Genomic DNA, 21,131 nt, shown 5'->3' with positions numbered 1-21,131 from the left:
GAGCGGGATATGAAATTAACAATCTCAATATTTCTGCTAATTGTCGGTGTAATAAATTTTTTGCCTGTCATTGGCGTACTTTCAGCAGAAACATTATCAGGCGCATATTCAGTAGAGTTCATGGGTAACGATATCATTATCTTAATGCGCCACCGAGCTTTACTCTTTGGGCTTATTGGCGGGTTTATACTTTACTCTGTGTTTAAGCCTGCTTACCAAATGGCCGCTATGGTCATGGCCGCAATTTCTATGCTGGGTTTTCTATTTTTTGTTTGGGCAGCCGGTGATTACAATGCATCAATATTTAAAATCGCGATTGTCGATCTGGTGGGGATTGTATGTTTAGTTATAGTATCGGTTCTCAAGTATATTAGTAGAAACAATTAACTGCTCAATGCTCGGCCAAGGTACTTTGACATGAACAGCCTCTGCAGTGCGGCGTCAGTCCATTCGCAGGGCGTTAATTGAATATACAAATGATATAACTGACATTGTCCCTTAAAGTAGGGAGGGCTTTTTAAGCTCTCCCTCAAAAGGAAAATTACGGCTGAACCAGTTTTGTATTCAAAAATACAATAACGGCTAAAACGCTTAACAAGACAATAGCTGGTAAAGCGGTGCTAAATGCTTGTCCCGCCAATAAGTGTGATGCCGCAGCGCCAATCAGCGCAATTGAAAAACCTGTATACCCCCACTGTTTAAGCGCTTCAAACTTGGGTTGCAGGATAGAAATGGCGCCAATTAAATAGGCAACCCCTAAAATTTTCAATAAATAAACGGGATAGCCTAATTCAGCCGTTGCCTGAACTAAGTCTTCCTGCCCCGTCAATTTGGCCATGCCTGAAGCCGCCATTAATAAAGCGAACAAAGAAGAGACGAGGTAAAAGATAATTGTGCTTTTTTTCATGGAGGTAAACCTGTTTCGTTAAATGACGAGCACAGTTTATGCATTCTTTAATTGCAATTAAATCGGCAAAAATGCAATCTTACACTGCATAAATGCAGCGCTGGGGTAATATTATGGATTGGAACGATTTGAAGGTGGTTATCGCGCTTGCGGAGAAAAGGACGCTAAAGGCGGCTTCTGAGCAGTTAAGTGTCAATGCAACCACTGTTTGGAGGCGGGTGCAGCAGCTTGAAAGCAAACTTTCAACCCAGCTATTTATTGTTAATCGTCAAGGCTACCAACTGACTGAGGCGGGGCGAACTGTTTTAGACAGTGCTAAGCAAATGGAATCGCTGGCCGATGGCATCCTTATCAACAGTGCGCTGCAACATGAAAAAGTTCAAGGTTTAATTCGTATTACCGCGCCCTCAACAATGGCAACTATTACTTTGCCCGAATGGGTAAGCGAATTTCGCAGACAGTTCCCCGATGTTGAGTTTGAGATCCTTGAAAGTGAACAGACGTTAGATATCGAACATCGCGATGCGGATATTGCAATCAGGGCAAGTCATACCGTGCCGGAAAATCTAATTGCACGCAAAATAAGAGAAGTAAGCTTGAGTATCTATGCATCTGAGCACTTTCTCAAGACCAGTGGATACAGCCCTACTGTTCAGTTGTCAGAAATTAAAGGCCTGAGAGCAATTGACTACATCCATCTAGATAACCCGGCAGTGCACTGGTATCAGAAACAGATTAAACACAACGCCAAATCTATATACTGTAATGCTATCACTACCGCGTTGAACGCTGCCCTTAATGATCAAGGAATCGCTTTGTTGCCAACTGATGATTCATATGATCTTGTCGAACTGTATCGACTGGATGCTAAGTACAACTCATCTGTGTGGATTATTGCTAATAAGGACCTGAGAAACACAGCACGTATCAAGGCGTTTTGGGATTTCTTAATTACTAAAATGGAAAGCTATACAGCCCGGTAATTTACAACAGGCGTGGTCAGGATTATTGATTTTCCCTAATGCCGCGATCTAACCAGTTAAAACTGATATTACAGCTTCAATCTCTGTCAAGCCGTACACCTCTTCTAGACTTTCCTGTCTTCAGGTTTGTGAAAATTAACTTGTAACAAGCTGTTTAACAAGGACAAATACAGTTGACTTTTGCTCCTTCGTCACTAATTCTAGCAACTATATTTAGCCTGTTAACAGGGCGTTATGCCTGTCATTATTGACTGAAAAAATATGTATTTATAAAGGAGTTGTAAATGAATACTCAAAAAGTGCTTAATTTAATTTTTATGGGGTTTATAGTTTTATCCTTTTCTTTGGCTTGTCGGGCAAATGAAAAATCCTACAGCTCTTTAGAACAGTCAAACCTAGATAAAGCCATATACTGTATGGAAATATTAGAAAATAGAAACGACCTTAAACCTTCGCAAAGGATTAATATATTAAGAAATGAGTGTTATGCCGATAACTTTGTTGAGCATTCCCCTCATATAAGCGGTGGCCGGGAAGGGTTATTCCGCTTGTTCTTAAGTCGATATAAAGAATACCCAGAGCTTTCAATGTCTATTAAACGCAGCGCTTCCGAAGGTGATCTCGTTTGGTTACACCTTCATGTAAAACGCACACCGGACTCTCGTGGAGCTGCTCTTATGCATATTTTTCGAATGAAAGATGGAATGGTTGTCGAGCACTGGGGGGTCGGACAGCCTGTTCCAGAAAAACCTAAAAACAACAATACAATGTTTTAAGTTACTTTATGAGTTCGAACTGCATAACAAAAAACTCAAGAAGGACACAATAACCTCCACTTCGCTTTTGTGCATTCGCTTCGCTCATTATTGCACAGCGCCACGTTCCCGGTTGCTGTGCCTGCTAACTTGGCGTTATATGCACAAACTGCTTACATCTATATTTCAAACTTAATATAAAGGAATAGGAAATGGCTACATCCAGAATAATCGTCAGTACAATACTTGTGTTATTCAGCCTTAATATAACAAGTGTTTTTGCAGACACAATTAATAAAGATGCTGTTTGGCATGCAGTTCACAATAATCCATATCGTACAGTTGAAGAAGTTAAACGGGATAAATATCGAAACCCAGAGCAAGTACTTCGCTTTTTTGGTATTAATGAAACCTCAGCAGTCGGCGAAGTAGCGCCAGGAGGCAATTGGTATACCCACATACTTGCACCTCTGCTTAAAGAGAAGGGGCGTTATGTTGGCTTGCAACACAACCCTGCTTATTATGAAAAATGGCCTGATTGGGCGAAAAAACTTTCAGCATACCCTGAAAAGATAAAAAGCACGCCGGACCTATACGGAAGTAACGCAATTGGAACTTGGCTTCCTGCAATTAAAGGTTTGCCTGTAGAAGAGAACTCGTTAGATTTTGTTTTTATTACCCGTACGATGCATAACTGGCAGAACCAAGGGAGGTTGGAAAATGGATTAAAGCAATCGTGGCAGATATTGAAGAACGATGGTGTTTTAGCGATTGTACAACACAGGGAAGATGAAAGTTTTACTGGTGATCGAAAAGCCTCTTCTAAGCGCGGCCGCTGGAAGCAGTCAGACCTTATTAAGGTAGTTGAATCGTTTGGGTTTAAATTAGTAGCTAGTTCAGAAATGAACTCAAACCCGAAAGACACCAAAAACTATGAAAAAGGTGTGTGGACATTGCCCCCAAGCTTTGCCCTAAAAGAAAAGGACAAAGAAAAGTACGCTAAAATTGGTGAATCTGATCGTATGACCCTTAAATTTGTTAAAGTCTCAGCATAGGTTAAGCGTTAATTTTCAAGTAATATCAAAGGTCAATGGGCACATAACAAAGTTGCTTAAGTTCACCCCGGGCCTTCGACCCTACGCGGGACGCCTGCTGTGCAGCCGTCCCTTAGCAAAGCGTTAGCTGTCAGAGTTACCCATAATTAGTATCGAGAAGTATGGATAAAATGCATATTTTTCGAATGAAAGATAGAATGGTTGTCGAGCACTGGGGGCGGACAGCCTGTTCCAGAAAAATCTAAAAACAACAACACTATGTTTTAAGTTACTTTATGAGTTCGAGCTGCATAACAAAAGTTCAAGTATAGGGAGGCTTAATGAGTAAGATTCAGGATAAAGACACACGATATTTTATTGAGATAAACCTAGCCACATTGAAAGTGACTAAGTGTGCCTACGATCAAAAAGAAAATTTGGATAAGGGTCGTCAAACTAACCCTGCTGTGCACAGGCTATTTGTTACTGAAGGACAATTTAATAAAATGGTAGAGCGTTGTGCTAAAGATCTGGAATCTATTATTGAAACATAACAAGCTGCTGTAGTGCGTTCCGGCCCAAAAAACGGGCTTCTGCGGGATGCGTATAAATCAGGCGTTGGTATGACTCCCCACGTCAAATAAAACATACCAACCCTTGATTATTAATTTAGGAGCTATAAAACACTTTCACGTTATTTTCCGCTATATCTCCAGCAGCATTTTCATTTACTTTGTTTTCTCCCCTGCCCCTTCTTTTGCCAGTACCAGGTGACTAAAGGCAGCAATATTGCCGCCCACAGCCACTGCCAGTTGCTGGTAAAAAACAGGGTAAGTTGCTGCATTGCCGTTACTGTCACGGCAATCTTTTTATCAAAAGTGGTTATCGCCCTGGGGGTCGCCTGCCCGTCTATTTCCAGGTGCGCCGTCAAAGTTAAATGCAGGTTGTGCACACCGGTTTTCTTGGGATGAATTTCCCAGCGCCACTCGGTCGGCAACTCTCTGGATACCGCCTGGATCTCGGGAGTGATTGGGGTAATTTGAAAATGATAACCGCTTAATTTGGCCTCCATACGGTTAGCCACTTTAATACTGGCGCCATGCTTTTCTCCCGCTGCCGCAATCGCTTCTTTTAGCTCAGCTATGGTGCGTGTCAGGCTCAGTATCAGATGAACTTGTGAGCCATCATTAAGGTTGAGGGCTGAAGGTGCATTAAAGGCAATATTGGCCGATACCATAGCTTTTAGCGCCTGATCGACTCCGCCTGGAATACGCTTTACCGAGACTGATGGCGCCGGCTCGGCCCTGTCAACATCGCCGGGACGAGGAGTTTCTATCTCATCAGAGAAAAAGATAAGCCAAGAGGTGACAGTTAATATCAGTATCGCACCAAGCAAACCAATCGAAATATTCCATGTTTTATTCATAACATCCTACCTGATTTTGCCCCGACTCATCCGCATCCCCCTGCCAACAAGCTTTACACTATGCTCTATCTATCTGAAACAACACTATATTTAACCATAGCCCTTATCTCCCTTTATTGGTACCCGGCAAAGCAAACCGCTCTGCCTCTCCCGCAAAAACAATCCCCCAAAACAACGCAAAAAAAACAAACATTTTAATTACATTTTTTTAATCAAATAGACACTTTAATGTGCAATAATTTTGCAGGGAATTTAAACACAAGCATGTAAAGGAAAATACGTGAAAACAATTATTCAATACCCCAGCATTATCATACTGACGATCTTATGTTCGGCGTTTAGCTACCAGGCCATGAGCTCAGATTTAACGGCATTTTATCAAAATTGTCCCCGGGATCTGGACGATCAATCCCAGTATCAAGATTGTAAAAGCATATTGGCTGCCGAAAATCTTGATAACACTCATGATGACAACTTTTCGGTTCAAACCAGTTTACCCACCATTATTGTCGGGACTAAATTTACCTTTGATCTCGCCAAAGACTTAGAAGTCGCTGCCCTGGCGGATGTGCTTGAGGAGCCGATGAGATACGGCTATTACAACACGGATGGTTATTGTGCAGACTCCTGGGACTGGACCGATGATGACTGCCGGTTAGAAGATTTAAAGCGGCAATATGATATCAATGCCGTTTATGAAGCCAGCGCCCAGGTTCCGGTTGTCGGCGATAACGGCCAGCTGTTAAATTTTGACGTCCTTGGACAAATCCATAATGCCGTGGTCTGGTTCAGTGTCCGTTGCGGTACGTTCAGGGAAATTGATATTGACGATACTCTGGCTATTTCACAAAGCGAGGTCACATCCGGCAGTTGTGACTCATTACGCATTTACTTTAAACCAAGACAACCGTTTAATTATCAAGACCCGCAATTAGAAGGCTTCTTAACGGTGATCATTTCTGAAAGCTTTTAACCAGAAAGTAAATAACATTCATTCGCTTGCACTTTAATGATGAACCTGAGGTAACAGCCACCTCAGGTTTATAAAACTCTTTAATTCAGGTAAGAAATTAAAGCAAAGTGGTTATTTGGTATTTGCCGCCCTGACTGGTGCAATTAACGGCATACTGTCTGGCTTCAACATAATAATCCGCCAACTCATACCATAGGAAAGATCCTGCCGTACTATAACACGCCACATGATATACAACGCTATTCGGATCTTTTGCCGCATTCGCCGGTGCACTCGTCATAGCACCGCCTAACATCATACCGGCCGCAACCATACCTAACATTACACTACTTTTCATTATTATTTTTCCTTGTTAATTATTGACATACGAACAAAAGATTACTTTTTTGCCCGGACAATATTAAGCTAGTGTTTCCCGGTATGCTTAGCAATGCACTTCACAACAATTTCAGGTAAATAAAACTTTTTCACCTGCAATTCATAATTTTTTACCTTTGATTCATCTCTCGTTCAGCTAACTTTGATATCATTCGCTCCATTGATACAAACCAGCTGTAGTACAAGTTTGTTTTTCCACTTTTATTTGGGCAATTTAATATGTTAGCAAAAAAAACTCTTATCCCCGTGATTGCTGTTTCCTTGATTTTTTCCGGCTGTGCAGCCACCAATGCCGAAAAAGGCGCGGCTATCGGCGCCATTACCGGTGCGGTTTTAGGGAAATCCACCAGCAACCATAAAAACAAACGTGCCGTTTGGGGCGCAGCCATTGGCGCCATTGCCGGTGCCGCCGTGGGCACTTATATGGACAAGCAGGAGCAGGAGTTCCGCCAGGAGCTGGCAGGCTCAGGCATAGATGTTGTGCGCGAAGGCGACAACCTGCGTTTGATCATGCCTTCAAACATTACCTTTGCTTCCGGGCAGTCGTATATTACCGCCGGTTTCCATAGCACGTTAAACGACATTGCCAAGGTATTAACTAAATATGACAAAACCCTGCTGAGCATCGAAGGTCATACCGACAGCACCGGCAGCGATGCCTTTAACCAGACCTTATCGGAAAAAAGAGCGGAAAGCGTAAAATACTACCTGGTTAAACAAAGCATCCACAGTGACAGATTGCACACCACAGGTTATGGCGAATCTCATGCCATCGCCAGCAACGACACCGAGCAAAACCGCGCCCTGAACCGCCGGGTTGAAATTCAAATCATCCCGAATAAGGCATAAGCCGTAAGCTTAAAATAAAAGACAAAAGCCGGTAAGTAATTCACTTTCCGGCTTTTATTATTATCTAATTTATCCCTTTATGGATAATATCAAACCAATATAGTATTCTTCCCGCAAGTTTGATTAAGCAACCAAGTTTTGCAGCATTTACGAGCACGGTTTTTCACATTCAGCTGAAAACGACCAAGATGTTTTGCTGACGGGAATATTAAGCCTTAATGGATAAAACCCTCTTTAACTTACATGATCTGGTGTTACTGCTGCTGGCGTTTGAATGTCTGGCCTTTAGCGCTTTTCTGCTGGTAAGTAAAAACGTCAAACCCTTAGGGCATTTATTGCTGGCGGCTTTTTTGCTGAGCCATAGCCTGATAGCCCTGCACGAACTTATTTTATGGGGCAGCGCTTTCCGCCACTGGGTATTGTCCTTGTCGCCGAATATTTTCTTCAGTGTTAACTTTGCCTATTTTCTTGACGGCCCGCTGCTGTATTTGTTCATTTGCAGCCTGGTAAAAGCCGACTTCTCGGTGCAGAAAAAACAACTGCTGCACCTCTTGCCCGCGGTCATTTTCTTGTTTTACATTTCCGGCGCTTATTATGCCCTGGAGCCGGCGGCGAAAGCCGAGCAAATCACCAGCTATCAGTTTACCTATAGCTGGCATTACCTGTTGTTCGACACCATAGCAAAACTTAGCCGGGTCATTTACCTGCTGTTGGCCTTTAAACTGGTATCTTCCGCCCTCAAAGCCAAATCAGACGAGGTAAAGCTGACTCGGTTGCCCCCGGAAAAAAGCTGGATAAAATACCTGCTCGGCGCTTTTTTCCTGGTCATCACCTGGGAAGCACTGCTGACATTAATCAAGGTTTACGGCCTGTTTTCACCGGTGAATGTCCGGGTATTCGAGATCCTCGGTATCTCCGATTATTACTTTTTGTTCGCCCTGATCAATATGCTGATTTTCTTAACCTTTAAGGAAATAACCCTGGGCAGTGTACAAGCTGGCGCACCAGCCATAAGCAATACTGCCGCCGGCCAGGCACAACCCCGGGCACAAGAAAATAAAACAGAAGTTAAGCCGAAAGAGCCGGTAAATATGGACTATGTACACAGCATAGAAAAAGCGATGACGCAGCAGCATGTTTACCGCAATCCCAATCTCTCGCTGGAGCGGCTGGCGGAGCAATTATCCATCCCGGTGAAAGACTTATCCAGCACCATCAACCGGCATTTCCAGGTCAATTTTTACGAGTACCTCAACGGCTACCGTATCAATGAAGCCAGACAAACCCTGGAGCAGGAAGCGGACAGTAAACGCAGCATTACCGATATTTTCTATGAGGCGGGCTTTAACAGTAAATCGGTTTACAATACCCTGTTCAAGAAACAGTTTAATACCACTCCCAGCCAGTACCGCAAACAGTTCCTGGCAAAAGATAAAACTAAATAACAGGAAACGCCATTTGCTGTTTGAGCTTGCTCGCCTGACGCCGGGAGATCTCCACTTCATCGCCGTTGACCAGGCGGGCATTTAAGCCATAACCTATGCCGGGTTCAAGCTCTTCAATAGCATCAAGACGCAATATCTCCCCCCTGCTCACCCGAAAATACACCTGTTCCGATAACCTGGCTTCAATTTTATTCAATGAACTTTCGATATAACCTTTACCAAAGCGGGTATAAAGCGCCGCATGGTTGCCGATAGATTGGAAGCGAAAAATATCGGCTAAACGGATAATTTTCATGGTGTCGTTAAACTTCACCATGAGCTTAAAGTCATCCGGCAATAAGGCGATTTGTGTCTCCTGTGAAGGCGACAGCTTATCCATGGTTTTCACCAGGCGTTTGGGGTTAACGGGTTTAACTAAATAATCGATGGCATTTAACGAGAAGGCATCGACGGCAAATTCATCATAAGCGGTACAAAAAACAATCGCGCATTCGCCGTCAAGCTGCTGTGCTAATTGCAAACCGGTACCGCCGGGCATTTCTATATCTAAAAAGATCACATCAGGCTTGGCACTTTTTACCAGCTCATAACCCGAGATAATATTCTCTGCTTCACCGATCACCTCAACCTGAGGATAGGGCGTCAGCAAACGTTTAAGTTCACTGCGCGCCAGCCGTTCATCGTCAATGATTATTGCGTTAATTGTCATACCGGAAACCTTAACTGAACCTGGAAAACATTTTCTGAAGTAGTTTTAAGCAGCTGGGCCTGGCGGCCAAACATCAGGTTCAGCCGCTGGGTCAGGTTGAGCAACCCGGTCCCTGTGCCGCTGGCCTGATAATCTTCTTGGTAAGGATTGGTGATGGTCAGCACCACTTGTTCTTGCTCCTTGCTGGCAGAGATGGCCAGCACCCCGCCTGCAGGTAAAGGGGCAATACCATGTTTGACCGCGTTTTCCACCAGGGTGATCAAACCCATGCCCGGCAGTTGGGCATCCAGGGTATTGGTGGCTATCTCTTGTTTGATTTGCAGCCGTTCACCTAAACGTAATTGCTCAATATCCAGGTAACTCTGACAGATTTCCAGCTCGTCTTTAAGGGTGGCGGCAACCTTGACCCCGCTGGAGAGGTTATAACGGAATAATTCTGACAACTGGGTTAACAGCTCTGCCGCCTTGTCCTGATCTTCATATATCATGCCGCGTATGGTATTCATGGCATTAAACAAAAAATGGGGATTTAACTGATTCATCAGGCTTTTCAATTGCTGATTCTGCAATTGTTGCCCTAATAACTTTTTGTCGCGACTATTGGTTAAGGCCAAATAAGCGATACTCCAGAAAATAAACACCACCCAGTCCGAGGCAAAAGCCAGCAAATACTGATCTTTTTTAGCAACAAAGTCTCTTTGCTGCCCCGATTTCAGTTCAACTTTTATTGACTCTTCCGACAAGGAAGTCGGGAACAGAGGTGAAGTTATGCGTTGACCGCCGAAATTAAGCAAGGCGGCGAAAAAAGACAATAACAACAGGGTTAGCAAGGCATGCTTTTTTTGTCCCAGCCATAAGTTAATTTTTTTATAGCCCAAACGGATAACAAAATGACTGAGCACCACGACAAACAAGGCCTCTAACACGATTTTTATCTGATTATTGCGCTCAAGTAAGGTATCGGGTGCCACCAGATTCATGATACCGGCACTCATCACGATGAGCAGTATAAAAGTAACAAGTTGCAGCAGATAATATATAAAACTGGATTTCATTGACCTTTAATCCATCAAACTTAGCGCCAGATAATGCCAAGGGCATCATCTGGTCGGGGTTAATTCGCTTGCTTTATATCATTAATGCTGCTGAATTAAAAAGGGATATTAAAATTAACCCCGTAAGATTCAAACTCGGCCACTTTGTGGTAAAACACGGCAACCGTATCGTTAAGTCCGGTAAATTCCAGATTAAAGCCGGTATCTTCATCATCCAGGCTTCTGTGCTCAAGCGCATACCGGACATTGATTTTGGGGGTAATCGCACTTTGCAGCCCCACCCGGTACAGGTCGCCTCTTTGCTGCCACTGCTCCCCCTGGTTTACCTCAAAATCCTGCTCGATATCCCCGAGCTCGACAAACAACTGATGGCTGCTATTAAGTGGTTTTTTAAAGCCGACCAGCAACTCGGTCTGCTTATAAAAAGCATCTCCTCCCCGATGTTCTTCATGGGTCGATAAATAATTTACCTGGAGATAAGCCTTGCCCTTGTTTAAATACTCTTCATCATCACCAAAAGTAAACATTTCTTTGTTAAGGGATAACTGGTAGCCGCTGCCGCTAAAACCATCAAATTTAACGGCACCGGCCCCCAGGGAAAACTGCCCCGCTTCCGGCTTTGCAAGTTCAATAGCGGCATCTTGAGCATTCACGTTTAAGGCAAAAAGTGCCGCGGCAAGTGGTAGAGTAAAACGAATAGATTTCATAATGTTCCTAAAGTAATTATATCTGCTTGATGGCTGGCACTATAATTGAGTTTTTTTCATTTCAGGGTGAAACATGATGAAAGGTCAGAGAACAGGATGAACGGTTAAAAACCCTTAACGAAATAATAAAAACATCACCCGAAAGAGATAAAATATTCATGCGGGCAAGGTTTTTTCAAACGATTTCCAAGCCAAAAGCCCTTTACAGGGGGTAAAGTCCCCCAACCTTACCAATAAAAATAAACAGCTAAATATCAACAACATAAAACAAGCAAAAACGTTCGAATCCTTACCCGAACGTTCTGATTAAGGGTATTTCCCCCTTTTGGAACGACAAGTTGTTCACGCCAAACCTAGAATGCTGGCAGTAACAAATTATCTTGCCGGTTCATACACGGCTTTCTGAAAAAGCAGAAACCTTTTAACGAAAGCTGTTGATCAAATCCTGATAGAAAAACCGCAAGTGCAAAAACAACAACTATTTCTAACAGAGAAAAAGGGAGTCGAGTAAAGCATGAATATCAGCACCAAATTGACTGTGGTTGCGCTGAGCACATTAACCGTCACCGCCTGTTTAACTGCTAAGCAAGAACCCGGCAGCCAGCAGCAGAACAGTCAGCAACAAGCCGCAGATTCGACACTTGAAAGCCAGGGCATCGCCAGCAAGGCATTATGGCCGAAAGATATTCACCGGGTTGAAAAAAGTCAGCTGCTGGAAACCCGCATCGACACCCTGATCGCCACCATGTCCAACGAGCAAAAAATTGCCCAGATGGTACAGCCGGAAATCCGCTCGATGACGGTTGCCGACATGCGCCAGTATGGTTTCGGCTCCTACCTTAACGGCGGCGGCGCTTTCCCGGGCAATGACAAACACGCCAAAGTATCCGACTGGGTACAACTGGCAGAAGACATGTACCAGGCTTCCGTCGACGCCAGCCTGGACGGCTCCACCATTCCCACCATGTGGGGCACAGACGCCGTACACGGCCATAACAATGTTATCGGCGCGACTATCTTCCCCCATAATATCGGCCTGGGGGCCATGAATAACCCGGGATTAATCCATCAGATCGCCACCGCTACCGCCAGCGAAGTGGCCGCTACCGGTATCGACTGGGTCTTTGCGCCGACAGTGGCAGTTGCCCGGGATGATCGCTGGGGCCGTACCTATGAAAGTTATTCCGAATATCCGGATATCGTCAGCCGTTACTCCGCAGAGATTGTTTCCGGCTTACAGGGGCAGGGCAAAACCCAGTTTGACAGCGAACATGTCATCAGTACGGTAAAACACTTCCTCGGCGACGGCGGCACAGAAAACGGTAAAGATCAGGGCAACAACCTCAGCAGTGAGCAAGAGCTGATCGACCTGCATGCCCAGGGCTATTTTTCAGCCCTTGAAGCCGGGGTACAAACCGTCATGGCCTCATACAACAGCTGGCACGGCAGTAAAATGCACGGCAACGAAAGCCTGCTGACCGGGGTATTAAAAGATCACATGGGTTTTGACGGCTTAGTGGTCGGCGACTGGAACGGCCACGGCAAGATCCCCGGATGCAGCAACGACAGCTGCGCCCTCGCCATCAATGCCGGGGTCGATATCATTATGGTGCCGGATGACTGGAAGGCCTTTTACCACAATACCTTGAAACAGCTGGCCGACGGCACTATCCAGCAATCCCGGGTAGACGACGCCGTGCGCCGCATCTTAAGGGTGAAACTGCGCGCCGGTTTATTCGACAATCCATCGCCCGCCACCCGACTGGCCGATAACGGCAATGATATTATCGGCTCACAGGCTCACAGGGATATTGCCCGCCAGGCGGTACGAGAGTCCCTGGTATTGCTGAAAAACAATGACAACATTTTACCGCTCCCCCCCAAACAAAACGTCCTGGTCACAGGCTCCGGCGCCGACAATATCGGTATGCAGTCCGGCGGCTGGACCATTTCCTGGCAGGGCACCGGCAATAGCAACAGCGACTTCCCCGGCGGCAGCTCTATCTTTGACGGTATAAAAGCCCAGGTAACCAAAGCCGGCGGCAATGTTGAATTAAGCACAGATGCCAGCTTCAAACAAAAACCCGATGTCGCCGTGGTGGTCTTTGGCGAGCAGCCCTATGCCGAATATGACGGCGATATCACCACCATTGAACACCAGGCAGGTAATAAAACCGATCTGGCGCTGTTGAAATCATTAAAAGCCCGGGGCATTAAAGTGATCTCTGTGTTCATCTCCGGCCGTCCGCTGTGGGTCAATGCCGAGCTGAACCAGTCAGACGCCTTTGTCGCCGCCTGGTTGCCGGGATCTGAAGGGCGCGGAGTAAGCGAGGTACTCTTTAGCAAGGCCAATGGCGAGATCAATTATGACTTTGTCGGTAAGCTGCCGTTTTCCTGGCCGGCATCTGACGGCCAGAACAGTCTGAACTTTTCCGGGGTAAACAGTAAAACGGCAAATTACCAGCCGCTGTTTAGTTACGGCTATGGCCTGAACTATCAAGATACGTTAACCGTCAACAACGATCTTAACGAAAAAAGCAGTTTACAAACCGCCAGTGCCGACAGCGAAAACAGCTACGGCCTGTTTAACCGCCGCCCGGAAAACAATCTGGAGTTTTACCTGGCAGATGCCGCCAACCCTGAGCTGCTGGTGACCGGCAATTACGCCACCACGCCGGGCTCGGATAACCTGATTTTTGATTCCGTCGACTGGAAAAAACAGGAAGATACCCGGGAATTTACCTGGTCGGGCAATGCCAGCGCCTCTGTTTACCTGAAAGGCGAGCAGCACATAGATTTGACGCAACTCGATTTGGCAAACGGCCGGCTGGTGTTTGATATCAAAGTCAGCTCAGCCCCGGGTGCCGCGGTATTTTTAGGCATGGCCTGCGGCGAAAACTGCGCAGCCAAAGTCGATATCAGCAAGCAATTACAGGCACTGCCGGTCACCCAATGGCAGCAAATGGCAGTCGACATGTCCTGTTTCAGCCAGACAGGTTTAAAGCCTGAGCAGGTGACTAAACCGCTGATTTTTCAAAGCAGCACGGCGGTGAAATTCAGTATTGCCAATGTCCGTATCGCCAAAGGCGGGCAAACGGCAAACTGCAACCTGTTCGCCAATTGATGCTTGAAGTCTTCATTTCTTAACTAACGATTTTTTAATAGCAACCTTAATCAGCGCTTCCCTTAAGGGAAGCGCCGACCAATGCCGCCTGATGCCAAGGCTCAGGCGGCGCAACCATCAAGCAGGAGCACTTATGGCCGGCACATTTTCACCCGATGAGGCTAGACTCGACGGCAATACCTCAAGCCAGGGGCAAGATGATCAGCACACGGGATATACCTTTGCCCTGGTGTCATTAACCAGTTTATTTTTTATCTGGGGTTTCTTAACCAGCTTAAACGATATCCTTATTCCCCACTTAAAAAACGTTTTTTCCCTGTCCTATACCCAAGCGATGCTGATCCAGTTTTGTTTTTTCGGCGCCTATTTTATTGTTTCACTGCCGGCAGGGCGCCTGGTGCGTAAAATCGGTTATCAAAAAGGCATAGTGTTCGGCTTGATTATCGCAGGTGTCGGTTGCCTGGCGTTTTACCCGGCTGCCGCTTTACAGGCCTACCCGGTATTTCTCGGCGCCTTGTTTATTATGGCCTCGGGCATCACCCTGTTGCAGGTTTCCGCCAACCCGTATGTCACTGCCCTGGGCAGCAGTGAAACCGCCTCAGGCCGGCTGACCATGACCCAGGCGTTTAACTCCCTGGGTACCACAGTTGCCCCGTTGTTCGGCGCGGTACTGATCTTAACGGCTGCGACCACAGGGCTGGAACAACTTAGCGAAGCCCAGTTTAAGGCACAGGAAGCCCAAGCTGTGCAAGGCCCTTACCTGATGCTGGCTTTTAGCCTGATGCTGCTGGCTTTTATTTTTTCCCGCTTGAACTTGCCGGTGATCGCCAGCCACCAGCAACAAACAACACAGCAGAAAAACGTGCCGGGCATCTGGTCTCACCGCCATTTGATGCTGGGAGCTATCGCCATCTTTGTTTATGTCGGTGCGGAAGTCTCCATCGGCAGCTTTTTGATCAACTTCCTCGGTGAAGACAATATCGCCGGCATGGCTGAAGCCGAAGCGGCGGCCCTCATCGCCTATTACTGGGGCGGCGCTATGGTCGGACGTTTTATCGGCGCCATCATCATGCAAAAAGTCCCTGCCGGTAAGCTGCTGGCGGTGAACGCCCTGCTGGCAACTGCCATGGTGGTTATCGCCATGAGCCTGTCCGGCCATATCGCCATGTACGCCATTTTACTGGTGGGATTATTTAACTCCGTCATGTTCCCCACCATCTTCAGCCTGGCATTAAGGGGGTTAAAACACCACACCAGCCAGGGCTCGGGCATCTTATGCCTGGCAATTGTCGGCGGGGCTATAGTGCCGCTGCTGCAAGGCATACTGGCGGATAACATCGGCATCCAGCTGTCCTTTATCCTGCCGCTGCTTTGTTACCTCTATATCGGCTACTACGGCCTGTTCGGCTCAAAAGCCAAAAGCAGCTGAGCCGGAACAGGCAATAGATGACCTGTAAAACCATAACAGTAAAAAGATGAACATTGAAGTTCACAACTAAGTTCAAAACCAACGAGTTTGAGCGGTGTTCTCTAAGGCTGGAATACACCGTAAACAGCCAGGGATTGGGTTTAACGCCCGCAATGCAATATGCTTATCACATGTCCAGTGAAAAAGGCATAGGGCTTTATTGCGGGTAAGCACAATAAGAATGACCTAACTGGGGAGAGTAGTATGAGTAAGCATTCAATAAGCCGGGCTTTAAATAACATCAGTTTTTTATCTAAAGCCATCCGCTGCGCCTTAATCACAGGTGTTTGCGCAACGCCGGCACTTGTCCACGCCGCCGAAGCGGAGACAGACCAAACCCGTGAAATAGAAGTAATTGAAGTCACCGCCGAACGCCGGGTGGGCAATTTGCAAACCACGCCGATAGCGGTTACCGCCATGAGCCAGGAAACCTTAACCGAGCATAGTATTGTCGATGTCACCGACCTGACAGGTTTCGTGCCCAGCCTGGTGGTTTCCGGCCAGGAAGATCAGTCGGATATTAAAGTCTATATCCGCGGCGTCGGCACCAATAACCCGACAGAAACCGGCGACCAGGGGGTTGGCGTTTATGTCGACGGCGTCTATGCCGCCCGTGCCCAGGGAGCGCTGGCACTCATGTATGATCTTGAAGGTATCCAGGTCTTGCGTGGCCCCCAGGGCACCCTGTTCGGCCGCAACAATACCGGCGGCGCCCTGCTGCTCGATACCAAAAAACCCGGCGAAGATTTCGAAGGGGATTTTCAGATGACCTATGGCAATTACAACCGCCAGCAAATGTCCGGCGGCGTCACCATCCCTGTCAGCGGTAACCTTTCATTTCGTTTGGCAGGTTATATCGAAAGGGATGACGGCTGGGTCAATGCCATAGACACAGATCCAAGGGGCAGCGAGCACAACTACAGCGGCTTTGATATCGGCCGGGTGGCGGATACCAATACCAAGCTTAACAATACCGATGTCCGCTCCGCCCGCCTGACCGGTTTATGGAATATCAGCGATGATCTGACCTGGACCGCCTCCTTTGAGACCTTTTCCGATCAGGGCAACCACGGCATCTTGTTAAACCCGGTACTGGTGGAGCAGGATAACTTCGACGCCTTTATCGACTCGCCGGTTTCCCTGGATTTAACCTCAGATGTCTGGCGTTCAACTTTGAGCTATGACATCACCGACGGCATCAATATCGAATATATCGCCGGCTTCAGCCAACTGGACCGCCATCAGGTGGTAGATCAGGATGCCGGGGTGACCTCCCGCTTCCAGGAAGGACGCACCGAATACCAGTACTCGGACGCCAGCAGCCATGAAATTAAAATTCAAAATACCGACGGCGGGCCGCTGAGCTGGACCACAGGGTTATATTATTTTGAGGAAGAAACCAATATCCGCTTCGACTTTGACGGCCAGGGTTCCTGGTTGCAGGGGGGCAATACCTTTATCCAGCCCGCCCGCGGCGCAGAATCTAAAGCGGCTTTCCTGCAGCTGGGTTACCGCCTGACCGACGAGCTTACCCTGACCGGTGGGGTGCGCTACACCGACGATTTAAAATATGACCGCGGCGGCCGCAATATTCAGGATTGCAACAATGAGTTTATCCGTCCGACCTTAGGCGGTAGCCAGCTTTCGGTGTTTGAAGACTTTCTCAACAATACCACAGGCATGGAAGGCGCCGACGGTTTAGACGACTACACCGGATTGGAGCGTACCCGCAACCAGTGTGCCGCCACCTTGCGCAACGATATTGAAGATGAGTCCAGCAAAACCACCTATTTGCTGCGCGCCGATTATCAAATGAAAGATCATTTAGTCTATGCCAGTGTCGGCACCGGCTACCGCGCCGGGGTGATCCAGGATGGCGGTCAGTCCACCAAACCGGAAAACAGCACCAGCTATGAAATCGGCTCCAAATCCGATATCAGCACAAAATACGGCGATGTCCGGGTCAACCTGGCGGCGTTTTTCATCGACTATGAAGATCTGATCCGCTCAGGTTTTGACGAAGACAAAAACCAGATAGTGAACTCCAATGTCGCCGCCGCCGAAATCAAGGGTATTGAAGCGGAAGTCACCTGGTTATTCGGTGAAGCGGGGCGCCTGGACTTTTCCGGCTCCTATTTGGATGCCAGCTATACCGATTATGTCTCCGACAACGGCGGCGATAACCCGGGCAACGCGCTTATCACCGAAGGACCAGAGGCGGGATTATACGACTTAAGCGGCAATACCCTGCCCCAGTCACCCGAGCTGCAGTTCAGCGCCAACCTGAGCTGGGCCTTTAGCACAGATCACGGCGACTATATCCCGAGGTTAAATGTCCGTTATGTCGATGATGTCTACTTTACCGACCAGAACCAGGTATCCAGCGCCATCAACAATATGATCAACGATGTCGAGCAAACCGGTACCTACTATGGCAACGATGCCGCCGGACAAAAAGCCCATACCAAGGCCAACTTAGGCATGAAGTTCTACCCGGCCGAAGGCGACTGGTCACTGGATCTTTATATCAATAATGTCACCGATAAGATGACCCGCTCCAGCGTGTCCTTCGATAACGGCACTGCCGCCGGCAACCCCGGCCGCTATGCGCCGCCAAGAACCTTCGGTATCCGCTTTAACACTTCTTTCTAAGCCTCTGGCAGGCTGTCGGGACAAAGATGTTCCGACAGCCTGGCTATGCCCTATGACAAAATCAGACAAGAAAACAGATATAAGGAAAACGTGATGAATAAAAGTATTAAAAAAATCACACCTGAAAACCTGACCCTATCAACAATAGCTTTAACGCTGATCACGGCGTTATCCGGCTGCGGCAGCGATGCCCCCGGGGCGATCACCCCCACCCCTTCCCCCTATGAGCAGCCGCAAGCCCAGCAGGAAAGTTATTCCCTGCTAAAACAAAACGGCACCATCTGGATGAACCAGCAGGATCAAAAGGTTTCCCTGCGCGGCATCAACCTGGGTAACTGGCTGGCAATGGAAATGTGGATGCTGGAAATGAGCGATAACCCGCTGGGGGAAAATATTCCCGACCAGTACAGTTTGGAAGCAAAACTCAGCGAACGTTTTGGCGAAACAGAAAAAGAACGCCTGATGACGGTATTTCGGGATAACTGGATCACCGAAAACGACTGGGACGTCATTAAGGACAGCGGCTTTAACCTGGTGCGTATCCCGTTTCTCTATAGCCTGCTCGAAGACGACAACAACCCGAAAACCTTAAAAGCCGATGCCTGGTACTATTTGGACTGGGCCATTGCTGAAGCCAAAAAACGCGAACTTTATGTGATTTTAGATCTGCACGGCGCAGCAGGCCGCCAGGGCTTAGAACAGCATACCGGCCGCGAAGGGCAGAACCAGTTATGGGAAAATGAGGAATACCGGGATCGCACCGTTTGGTTATGGCAGCAAATCGCGGCCAAATACCAAGATGAAGCGGCAATTGCCGGTTACGGCCTGTTAAACGAACCTTGGGGTACAGATGCCGAAACCCTAAAAGATTTCAGTATTGAACTCTACCAGGCGGTACGTGAAGTAGATAACAACCATATCGTGATTTTACCCGGCCATAACTCCGGCGGCATAGAAGCCTACGGCGATCCCTTCGATTCAGGCATGAGCAATGTCGCCTTTGAAATCCATCAATACCCGGGTATTTTCGGCTGGGGAGAAATCGGTTATGAAGTGCACCGCGACTGGCTTACCTGTGGTGAAAACGGCGCCACCGGCGTATGCGACTGGGCCAAACAGGCCCGGGACGTTTACACCCCGTTGCTGGTGGGTGAATTACAGCCCTGGACCGGACTGGGAGAGCTTGGCGGCCCCATCACCCGGGCAACTTTTGATACCTTCAACGATCTCAACTGGGCGGCAACCGCCTGGTCCTATAAAACCACTTCCCCTGCCGGCGGTTTAGGCAACGGCCAATGGGGCCTGGTGACCAATAACGGCGATCAGCTGCTGGCCAAGGCAGAAACCTGGTCCTGCAACGACTGGCAAAGCACCTTCGCTGAGGCCTGTAGCGGCCCGGCAAAAAGCACCACGCCTTATTCCGGCGAAGGCAGCAAAACCATGTACCTGGTGATCAAAACCGGCGCCTTTAACGGCTCGGACGTGATTTATGACGATATCAAACTCACCCATGATGCCAGCGGTGAAGATATCTTGCTCAACGGGAATTTCGGCAGCAATAGCGGCTGGACCGAGTTATCCCTGTGGGGGGATCCCCGCAGTTACGACTTTAACTATAACGCCGGGGCATTTGCCGGCAGTGACACCGGGGCAGCCCTGCGCATCACCTCTGCCGCCGGTAACCATAGCCTGATCTACCAGCCGGTGCAGGTAGAAGGCGGCCAGTCCTATACCCTGAGCGGCAAGTTTAAAGACAACGGCGCCGGCGGCAATGATATGTGGGCGGAAATATACCTGGTGCCGGATATGCCGCAGGAATGGGTAGACGTACAAGGACGCTCCCTTGCCAGCATAGATGTCAACAGCTCCAGCAAGGAAGAGATTGAAAGCTATTTTGCCGCCTTCGGCACTATGGATTACATCATCAACGACTATGTCGTCGATGCCATGACCGCCGAGCAGGCACCGGAAATTTTCACTAACATTCCCGGCAAACCGGCAGACTTGGCCTTAACGGTAAGTGAAGATGCCATCAGCTTAAGCTGGAGCGCATCCGAAGGAAGCGTTGACGGTTATAAGGTTTACCGCAGCACCGCCTCCCGCTCAGGTTTTGAAGTCATTGGTGAAACCACAGGCACCGGCTATAACGATACCATCACCAGCGGCGATACCACTTACTATTATTATGTCGCCGCCTTCAATGATATCGACTTAGGTTACGGCAGCGAAATAGCCGCCAGCGGCCCGAGCTTCTTCTCGATCCCGGGACTAATCGAAGCGGAAAACTATACCAGCGCCCATCCCGGCGTACAGACGGAAAGCAGCGGCGATAACGGCGGCGGCTCCAATATCGGTCATTTCGAGATAGACCGCTGGGTGGATTATGACGTGAAAATCGACAGCGCCGGGGAATATACCGTGGAGTACCGTTTGGCGACTGTGCCCGGCAGCGATGGGTTCAGCCTGCTTATCGGCGATGAAGTGCTGGATACTGTAACCGTACCCGCCACCGGCGGCTGGCAGGATTATATCACGGTCACTTCCACGGTAACCCTGCCTGAAGGTGAGCACACCATAAGGTTAAATTCCAACGGCCAGGAATGGAACCTGAACTGGATTAAATTCAGCAAAAATTAATCCGGGCGTAACGCACAGCAAAAGCACAA

Annotated in this window: 18 protein-coding genes; 12 read left to right on the top strand and 6 right to left on the bottom strand. The window is 47.8% G+C overall.

The window, feature by feature from the left end; all coding sequences use genetic code 11:
• Positions 1 to 9 precede the first annotated feature (9 nt).
• Entirely contained in the window at positions 10 to 387 is a 378-nt protein-coding gene (locus tag QL234_RS00910; protein WP_281555992.1) for a hypothetical protein, read from the top strand.
• A 154-nt stretch (positions 388 to 541) separates the two neighbouring features.
• Here the strand turns inward: QL234_RS00910 and QL234_RS00905 are convergent, their stop codons facing one another.
• Positions 542 to 907 (bottom strand): DoxX family protein, encoded by a 366-nt coding sequence (locus QL234_RS00905; RefSeq protein ID WP_281555991.1) that lies wholly within the window; start codon positions 905 to 907, stop codon positions 542 to 544.
• Positions 908 to 1,020: 113 nt separating this feature from the next.
• Between QL234_RS00905 and QL234_RS00900 the strand changes: the two genes are divergently transcribed.
• The 4 genes from QL234_RS00900 to QL234_RS00885 all read left to right on the top strand — a co-directional run bounded on the left by QL234_RS00900 (position 1,021) and on the right by QL234_RS00885 (position 4,233).
• A complete protein-coding gene (locus QL234_RS00900) occupies positions 1,021 to 1,890 on the top strand; it encodes a LysR family transcriptional regulator (protein ID WP_281555990.1) in 870 nt (289 codons plus the stop codon).
• A 284-nt stretch (positions 1,891 to 2,174) separates the two neighbouring features.
• Positions 2,175 to 2,666, top strand: a complete 492-nt coding sequence (locus QL234_RS00895) for a nuclear transport factor 2 family protein (RefSeq protein ID WP_281555989.1) — start codon at positions 2,175 to 2,177, stop codon at positions 2,664 to 2,666.
• Positions 2,667 to 2,857: 191 nt separating this feature from the next.
• Positions 2,858 to 3,700: a hypothetical protein gene (locus QL234_RS00890; RefSeq protein ID WP_281555988.1), complete on the top strand. Its 843-nt coding sequence runs from the start codon at positions 2,858 to 2,860 to the stop codon at positions 3,698 to 3,700.
• Between the two features lie 320 nt (positions 3,701 to 4,020).
• Positions 4,021 to 4,233 (top strand): hypothetical protein, encoded by a 213-nt coding sequence (locus QL234_RS00885; RefSeq protein WP_281555987.1) that lies wholly within the window; start codon positions 4,021 to 4,023, stop codon positions 4,231 to 4,233.
• 170 nt (positions 4,234 to 4,403) lie between these two features.
• Here QL234_RS00885 and QL234_RS00880 read toward each other — a convergent pair whose 3' ends face one another.
• Positions 4,404 to 5,105 (bottom strand): hypothetical protein, encoded by a 702-nt coding sequence (locus QL234_RS00880; protein ID WP_281555986.1) that lies wholly within the window; start codon positions 5,103 to 5,105, stop codon positions 4,404 to 4,406.
• 280 nt (positions 5,106 to 5,385) lie between these two features.
• Between QL234_RS00880 and QL234_RS00875 the strand changes: the two genes are divergently transcribed.
• Positions 5,386 to 6,078 (top strand): hypothetical protein, encoded by a 693-nt coding sequence (locus QL234_RS00875; protein ID WP_281555985.1) that lies wholly within the window; start codon positions 5,386 to 5,388, stop codon positions 6,076 to 6,078.
• A 97-nt stretch (positions 6,079 to 6,175) separates the two neighbouring features.
• Here the strand turns inward: QL234_RS00875 and QL234_RS00870 are convergent, their stop codons facing one another.
• The gene (locus tag QL234_RS00870) at positions 6,176 to 6,415 is read right to left on the bottom strand and encodes a hypothetical protein (protein ID WP_281555984.1); all 240 of its coding nucleotides are present in this window, start codon (positions 6,413 to 6,415) and stop codon (positions 6,176 to 6,178) included.
• A 260-nt stretch (positions 6,416 to 6,675) separates the two neighbouring features.
• On the opposite strand from QL234_RS00870, the gene QL234_RS00865 reads away from it, so the two are divergent.
• The gene (locus QL234_RS00865) at positions 6,676 to 7,305 is read left to right on the top strand and encodes an OmpA family protein (protein ID WP_281555983.1); all 630 of its coding nucleotides are present in this window, start codon (positions 6,676 to 6,678) and stop codon (positions 7,303 to 7,305) included.
• Positions 7,306 to 7,523: 218 nt separating this feature from the next.
• Entirely contained in the window at positions 7,524 to 8,750 is a 1,227-nt protein-coding gene (locus QL234_RS00860) for a helix-turn-helix domain-containing protein (protein WP_281555982.1), read from the top strand.
• Here the strand turns inward: QL234_RS00860 and QL234_RS00855 are convergent.
• The 3 genes from QL234_RS00855 to QL234_RS00845 all read right to left on the bottom strand — a co-directional run bounded on the left by QL234_RS00855 (position 8,743) and on the right by QL234_RS00845 (position 11,221).
• Positions 8,743 to 9,459 (bottom strand): LytTR family DNA-binding domain-containing protein, encoded by a 717-nt coding sequence (locus QL234_RS00855; RefSeq protein WP_281555981.1) that lies wholly within the window; start codon positions 9,457 to 9,459, stop codon positions 8,743 to 8,745. The genes QL234_RS00860 and QL234_RS00855 overlap by 8 nt on opposite strands.
• Entirely contained in the window at positions 9,456 to 10,514 is a 1,059-nt protein-coding gene (locus QL234_RS00850; protein ID WP_281555980.1) for a histidine kinase, read from the bottom strand. Before QL234_RS00850 ends, QL234_RS00855 begins: the two co-directional genes overlap by 4 nt.
• A 95-nt stretch (positions 10,515 to 10,609) precedes the next feature.
• The gene (locus tag QL234_RS00845) at positions 10,610 to 11,221 is read right to left on the bottom strand and encodes a hypothetical protein (protein ID WP_281555979.1); all 612 of its coding nucleotides are present in this window, start codon (positions 11,219 to 11,221) and stop codon (positions 10,610 to 10,612) included.
• 514 nt (positions 11,222 to 11,735) lie between these two features.
• On the opposite strand from QL234_RS00845, the gene QL234_RS00840 reads away from it, so the two are divergent.
• The 4 genes from QL234_RS00840 (at position 11,736) to QL234_RS00825 (ending at position 21,102) form a co-directional block, all read left to right on the top strand.
• Entirely contained in the window at positions 11,736 to 14,345 is a 2,610-nt protein-coding gene (locus QL234_RS00840) for a glycoside hydrolase family 3 N-terminal domain-containing protein (RefSeq protein WP_281555978.1), read from the top strand.
• Between the two features lie 133 nt (positions 14,346 to 14,478).
• Positions 14,479 to 15,774 (top strand): sugar MFS transporter, encoded by a 1,296-nt coding sequence (locus QL234_RS00835; protein ID WP_281555977.1) that lies wholly within the window; start codon positions 14,479 to 14,481, stop codon positions 15,772 to 15,774.
• Between the two features lie 243 nt (positions 15,775 to 16,017).
• Positions 16,018 to 18,465 carry a TonB-dependent receptor gene (locus QL234_RS00830; RefSeq protein WP_281555976.1) on the top strand — a complete coding sequence of 816 codons (2,448 nt, stop codon included), beginning with the start codon at positions 16,018 to 16,020 and terminating at the stop codon, positions 18,463 to 18,465.
• Between the two features lie 93 nt (positions 18,466 to 18,558).
• Positions 18,559 to 21,102, top strand: coding sequence for a carbohydrate-binding protein (locus QL234_RS00825; protein WP_281555975.1), 2,544 nt, complete (start codon positions 18,559 to 18,561; stop codon positions 21,100 to 21,102).
• Positions 21,103 to 21,131: the final 29 nt, after the last annotated feature.

The sequence above is a fragment of the Thalassomonas sp. RHCl1 genome (assembly GCF_947387555.1).
Taxonomy (GTDB): domain Bacteria; phylum Pseudomonadota; class Gammaproteobacteria; order Enterobacterales; family Alteromonadaceae; genus Thalassomonas.
The sequence above is the reverse complement of the archived record's forward strand: the minus strand, read 5'-3'. Positions and strand labels throughout refer to the sequence as shown.

Bases quoted from the DNA above. Each gene is read 5' to 3' on its own strand.
- QL234_RS00910 (WP_281555992.1), top strand. From the start codon at position 10: ATGAAATTAACAATCTCAATATTTCTGCTAATTGTCGGTGTAATAAAT.
- QL234_RS00905 (WP_281555991.1), bottom strand. From the start codon at position 907: ATGAAAAAAAGCACAATTATCTTTTACCTCGTCTCTTCTTTGTTCGCT.
- QL234_RS00900 (WP_281555990.1), top strand. From the start codon at position 1,021: ATGGATTGGAACGATTTGAAGGTGGTTATCGCGCTTGCGGAGAAAAGG.
- QL234_RS00895 (WP_281555989.1), top strand. From the start codon at position 2,175: ATGAATACTCAAAAAGTGCTTAATTTAATTTTTATGGGGTTTATAGTT.
- QL234_RS00890 (WP_281555988.1), top strand. From the start codon at position 2,858: ATGGCTACATCCAGAATAATCGTCAGTACAATACTTGTGTTATTCAGC.
- QL234_RS00885 (WP_281555987.1), top strand. From the start codon at position 4,021: ATGAGTAAGATTCAGGATAAAGACACACGATATTTTATTGAGATAAAC.
- QL234_RS00880 (WP_281555986.1), bottom strand. From the start codon at position 5,105: ATGAATAAAACATGGAATATTTCGATTGGTTTGCTTGGTGCGATACTG.
- QL234_RS00870 (WP_281555984.1), bottom strand. From the start codon at position 6,415: ATGAAAAGTAGTGTAATGTTAGGTATGGTTGCGGCCGGTATGATGTTA.
- QL234_RS00865 (WP_281555983.1), top strand. From the start codon at position 6,676: ATGTTAGCAAAAAAAACTCTTATCCCCGTGATTGCTGTTTCCTTGATT.
- QL234_RS00860 (WP_281555982.1), top strand. From the start codon at position 7,524: ATGGATAAAACCCTCTTTAACTTACATGATCTGGTGTTACTGCTGCTG.
- QL234_RS00855 (WP_281555981.1), bottom strand. From the start codon at position 9,459: ATGACAATTAACGCAATAATCATTGACGATGAACGGCTGGCGCGCAGT.
- QL234_RS00850 (WP_281555980.1), bottom strand. From the start codon at position 10,514: ATGAAATCCAGTTTTATATATTATCTGCTGCAACTTGTTACTTTTATA.
- QL234_RS00845 (WP_281555979.1), bottom strand. From the start codon at position 11,221: ATGAAATCTATTCGTTTTACTCTACCACTTGCCGCGGCACTTTTTGCC.
- QL234_RS00840 (WP_281555978.1), top strand. From the start codon at position 11,736: ATGAATATCAGCACCAAATTGACTGTGGTTGCGCTGAGCACATTAACC.
- QL234_RS00835 (WP_281555977.1), top strand. From the start codon at position 14,479: ATGGCCGGCACATTTTCACCCGATGAGGCTAGACTCGACGGCAATACC.
- QL234_RS00830 (WP_281555976.1), top strand. From the start codon at position 16,018: ATGAGTAAGCATTCAATAAGCCGGGCTTTAAATAACATCAGTTTTTTA.
- QL234_RS00825 (WP_281555975.1), top strand. From the start codon at position 18,559: ATGAATAAAAGTATTAAAAAAATCACACCTGAAAACCTGACCCTATCA.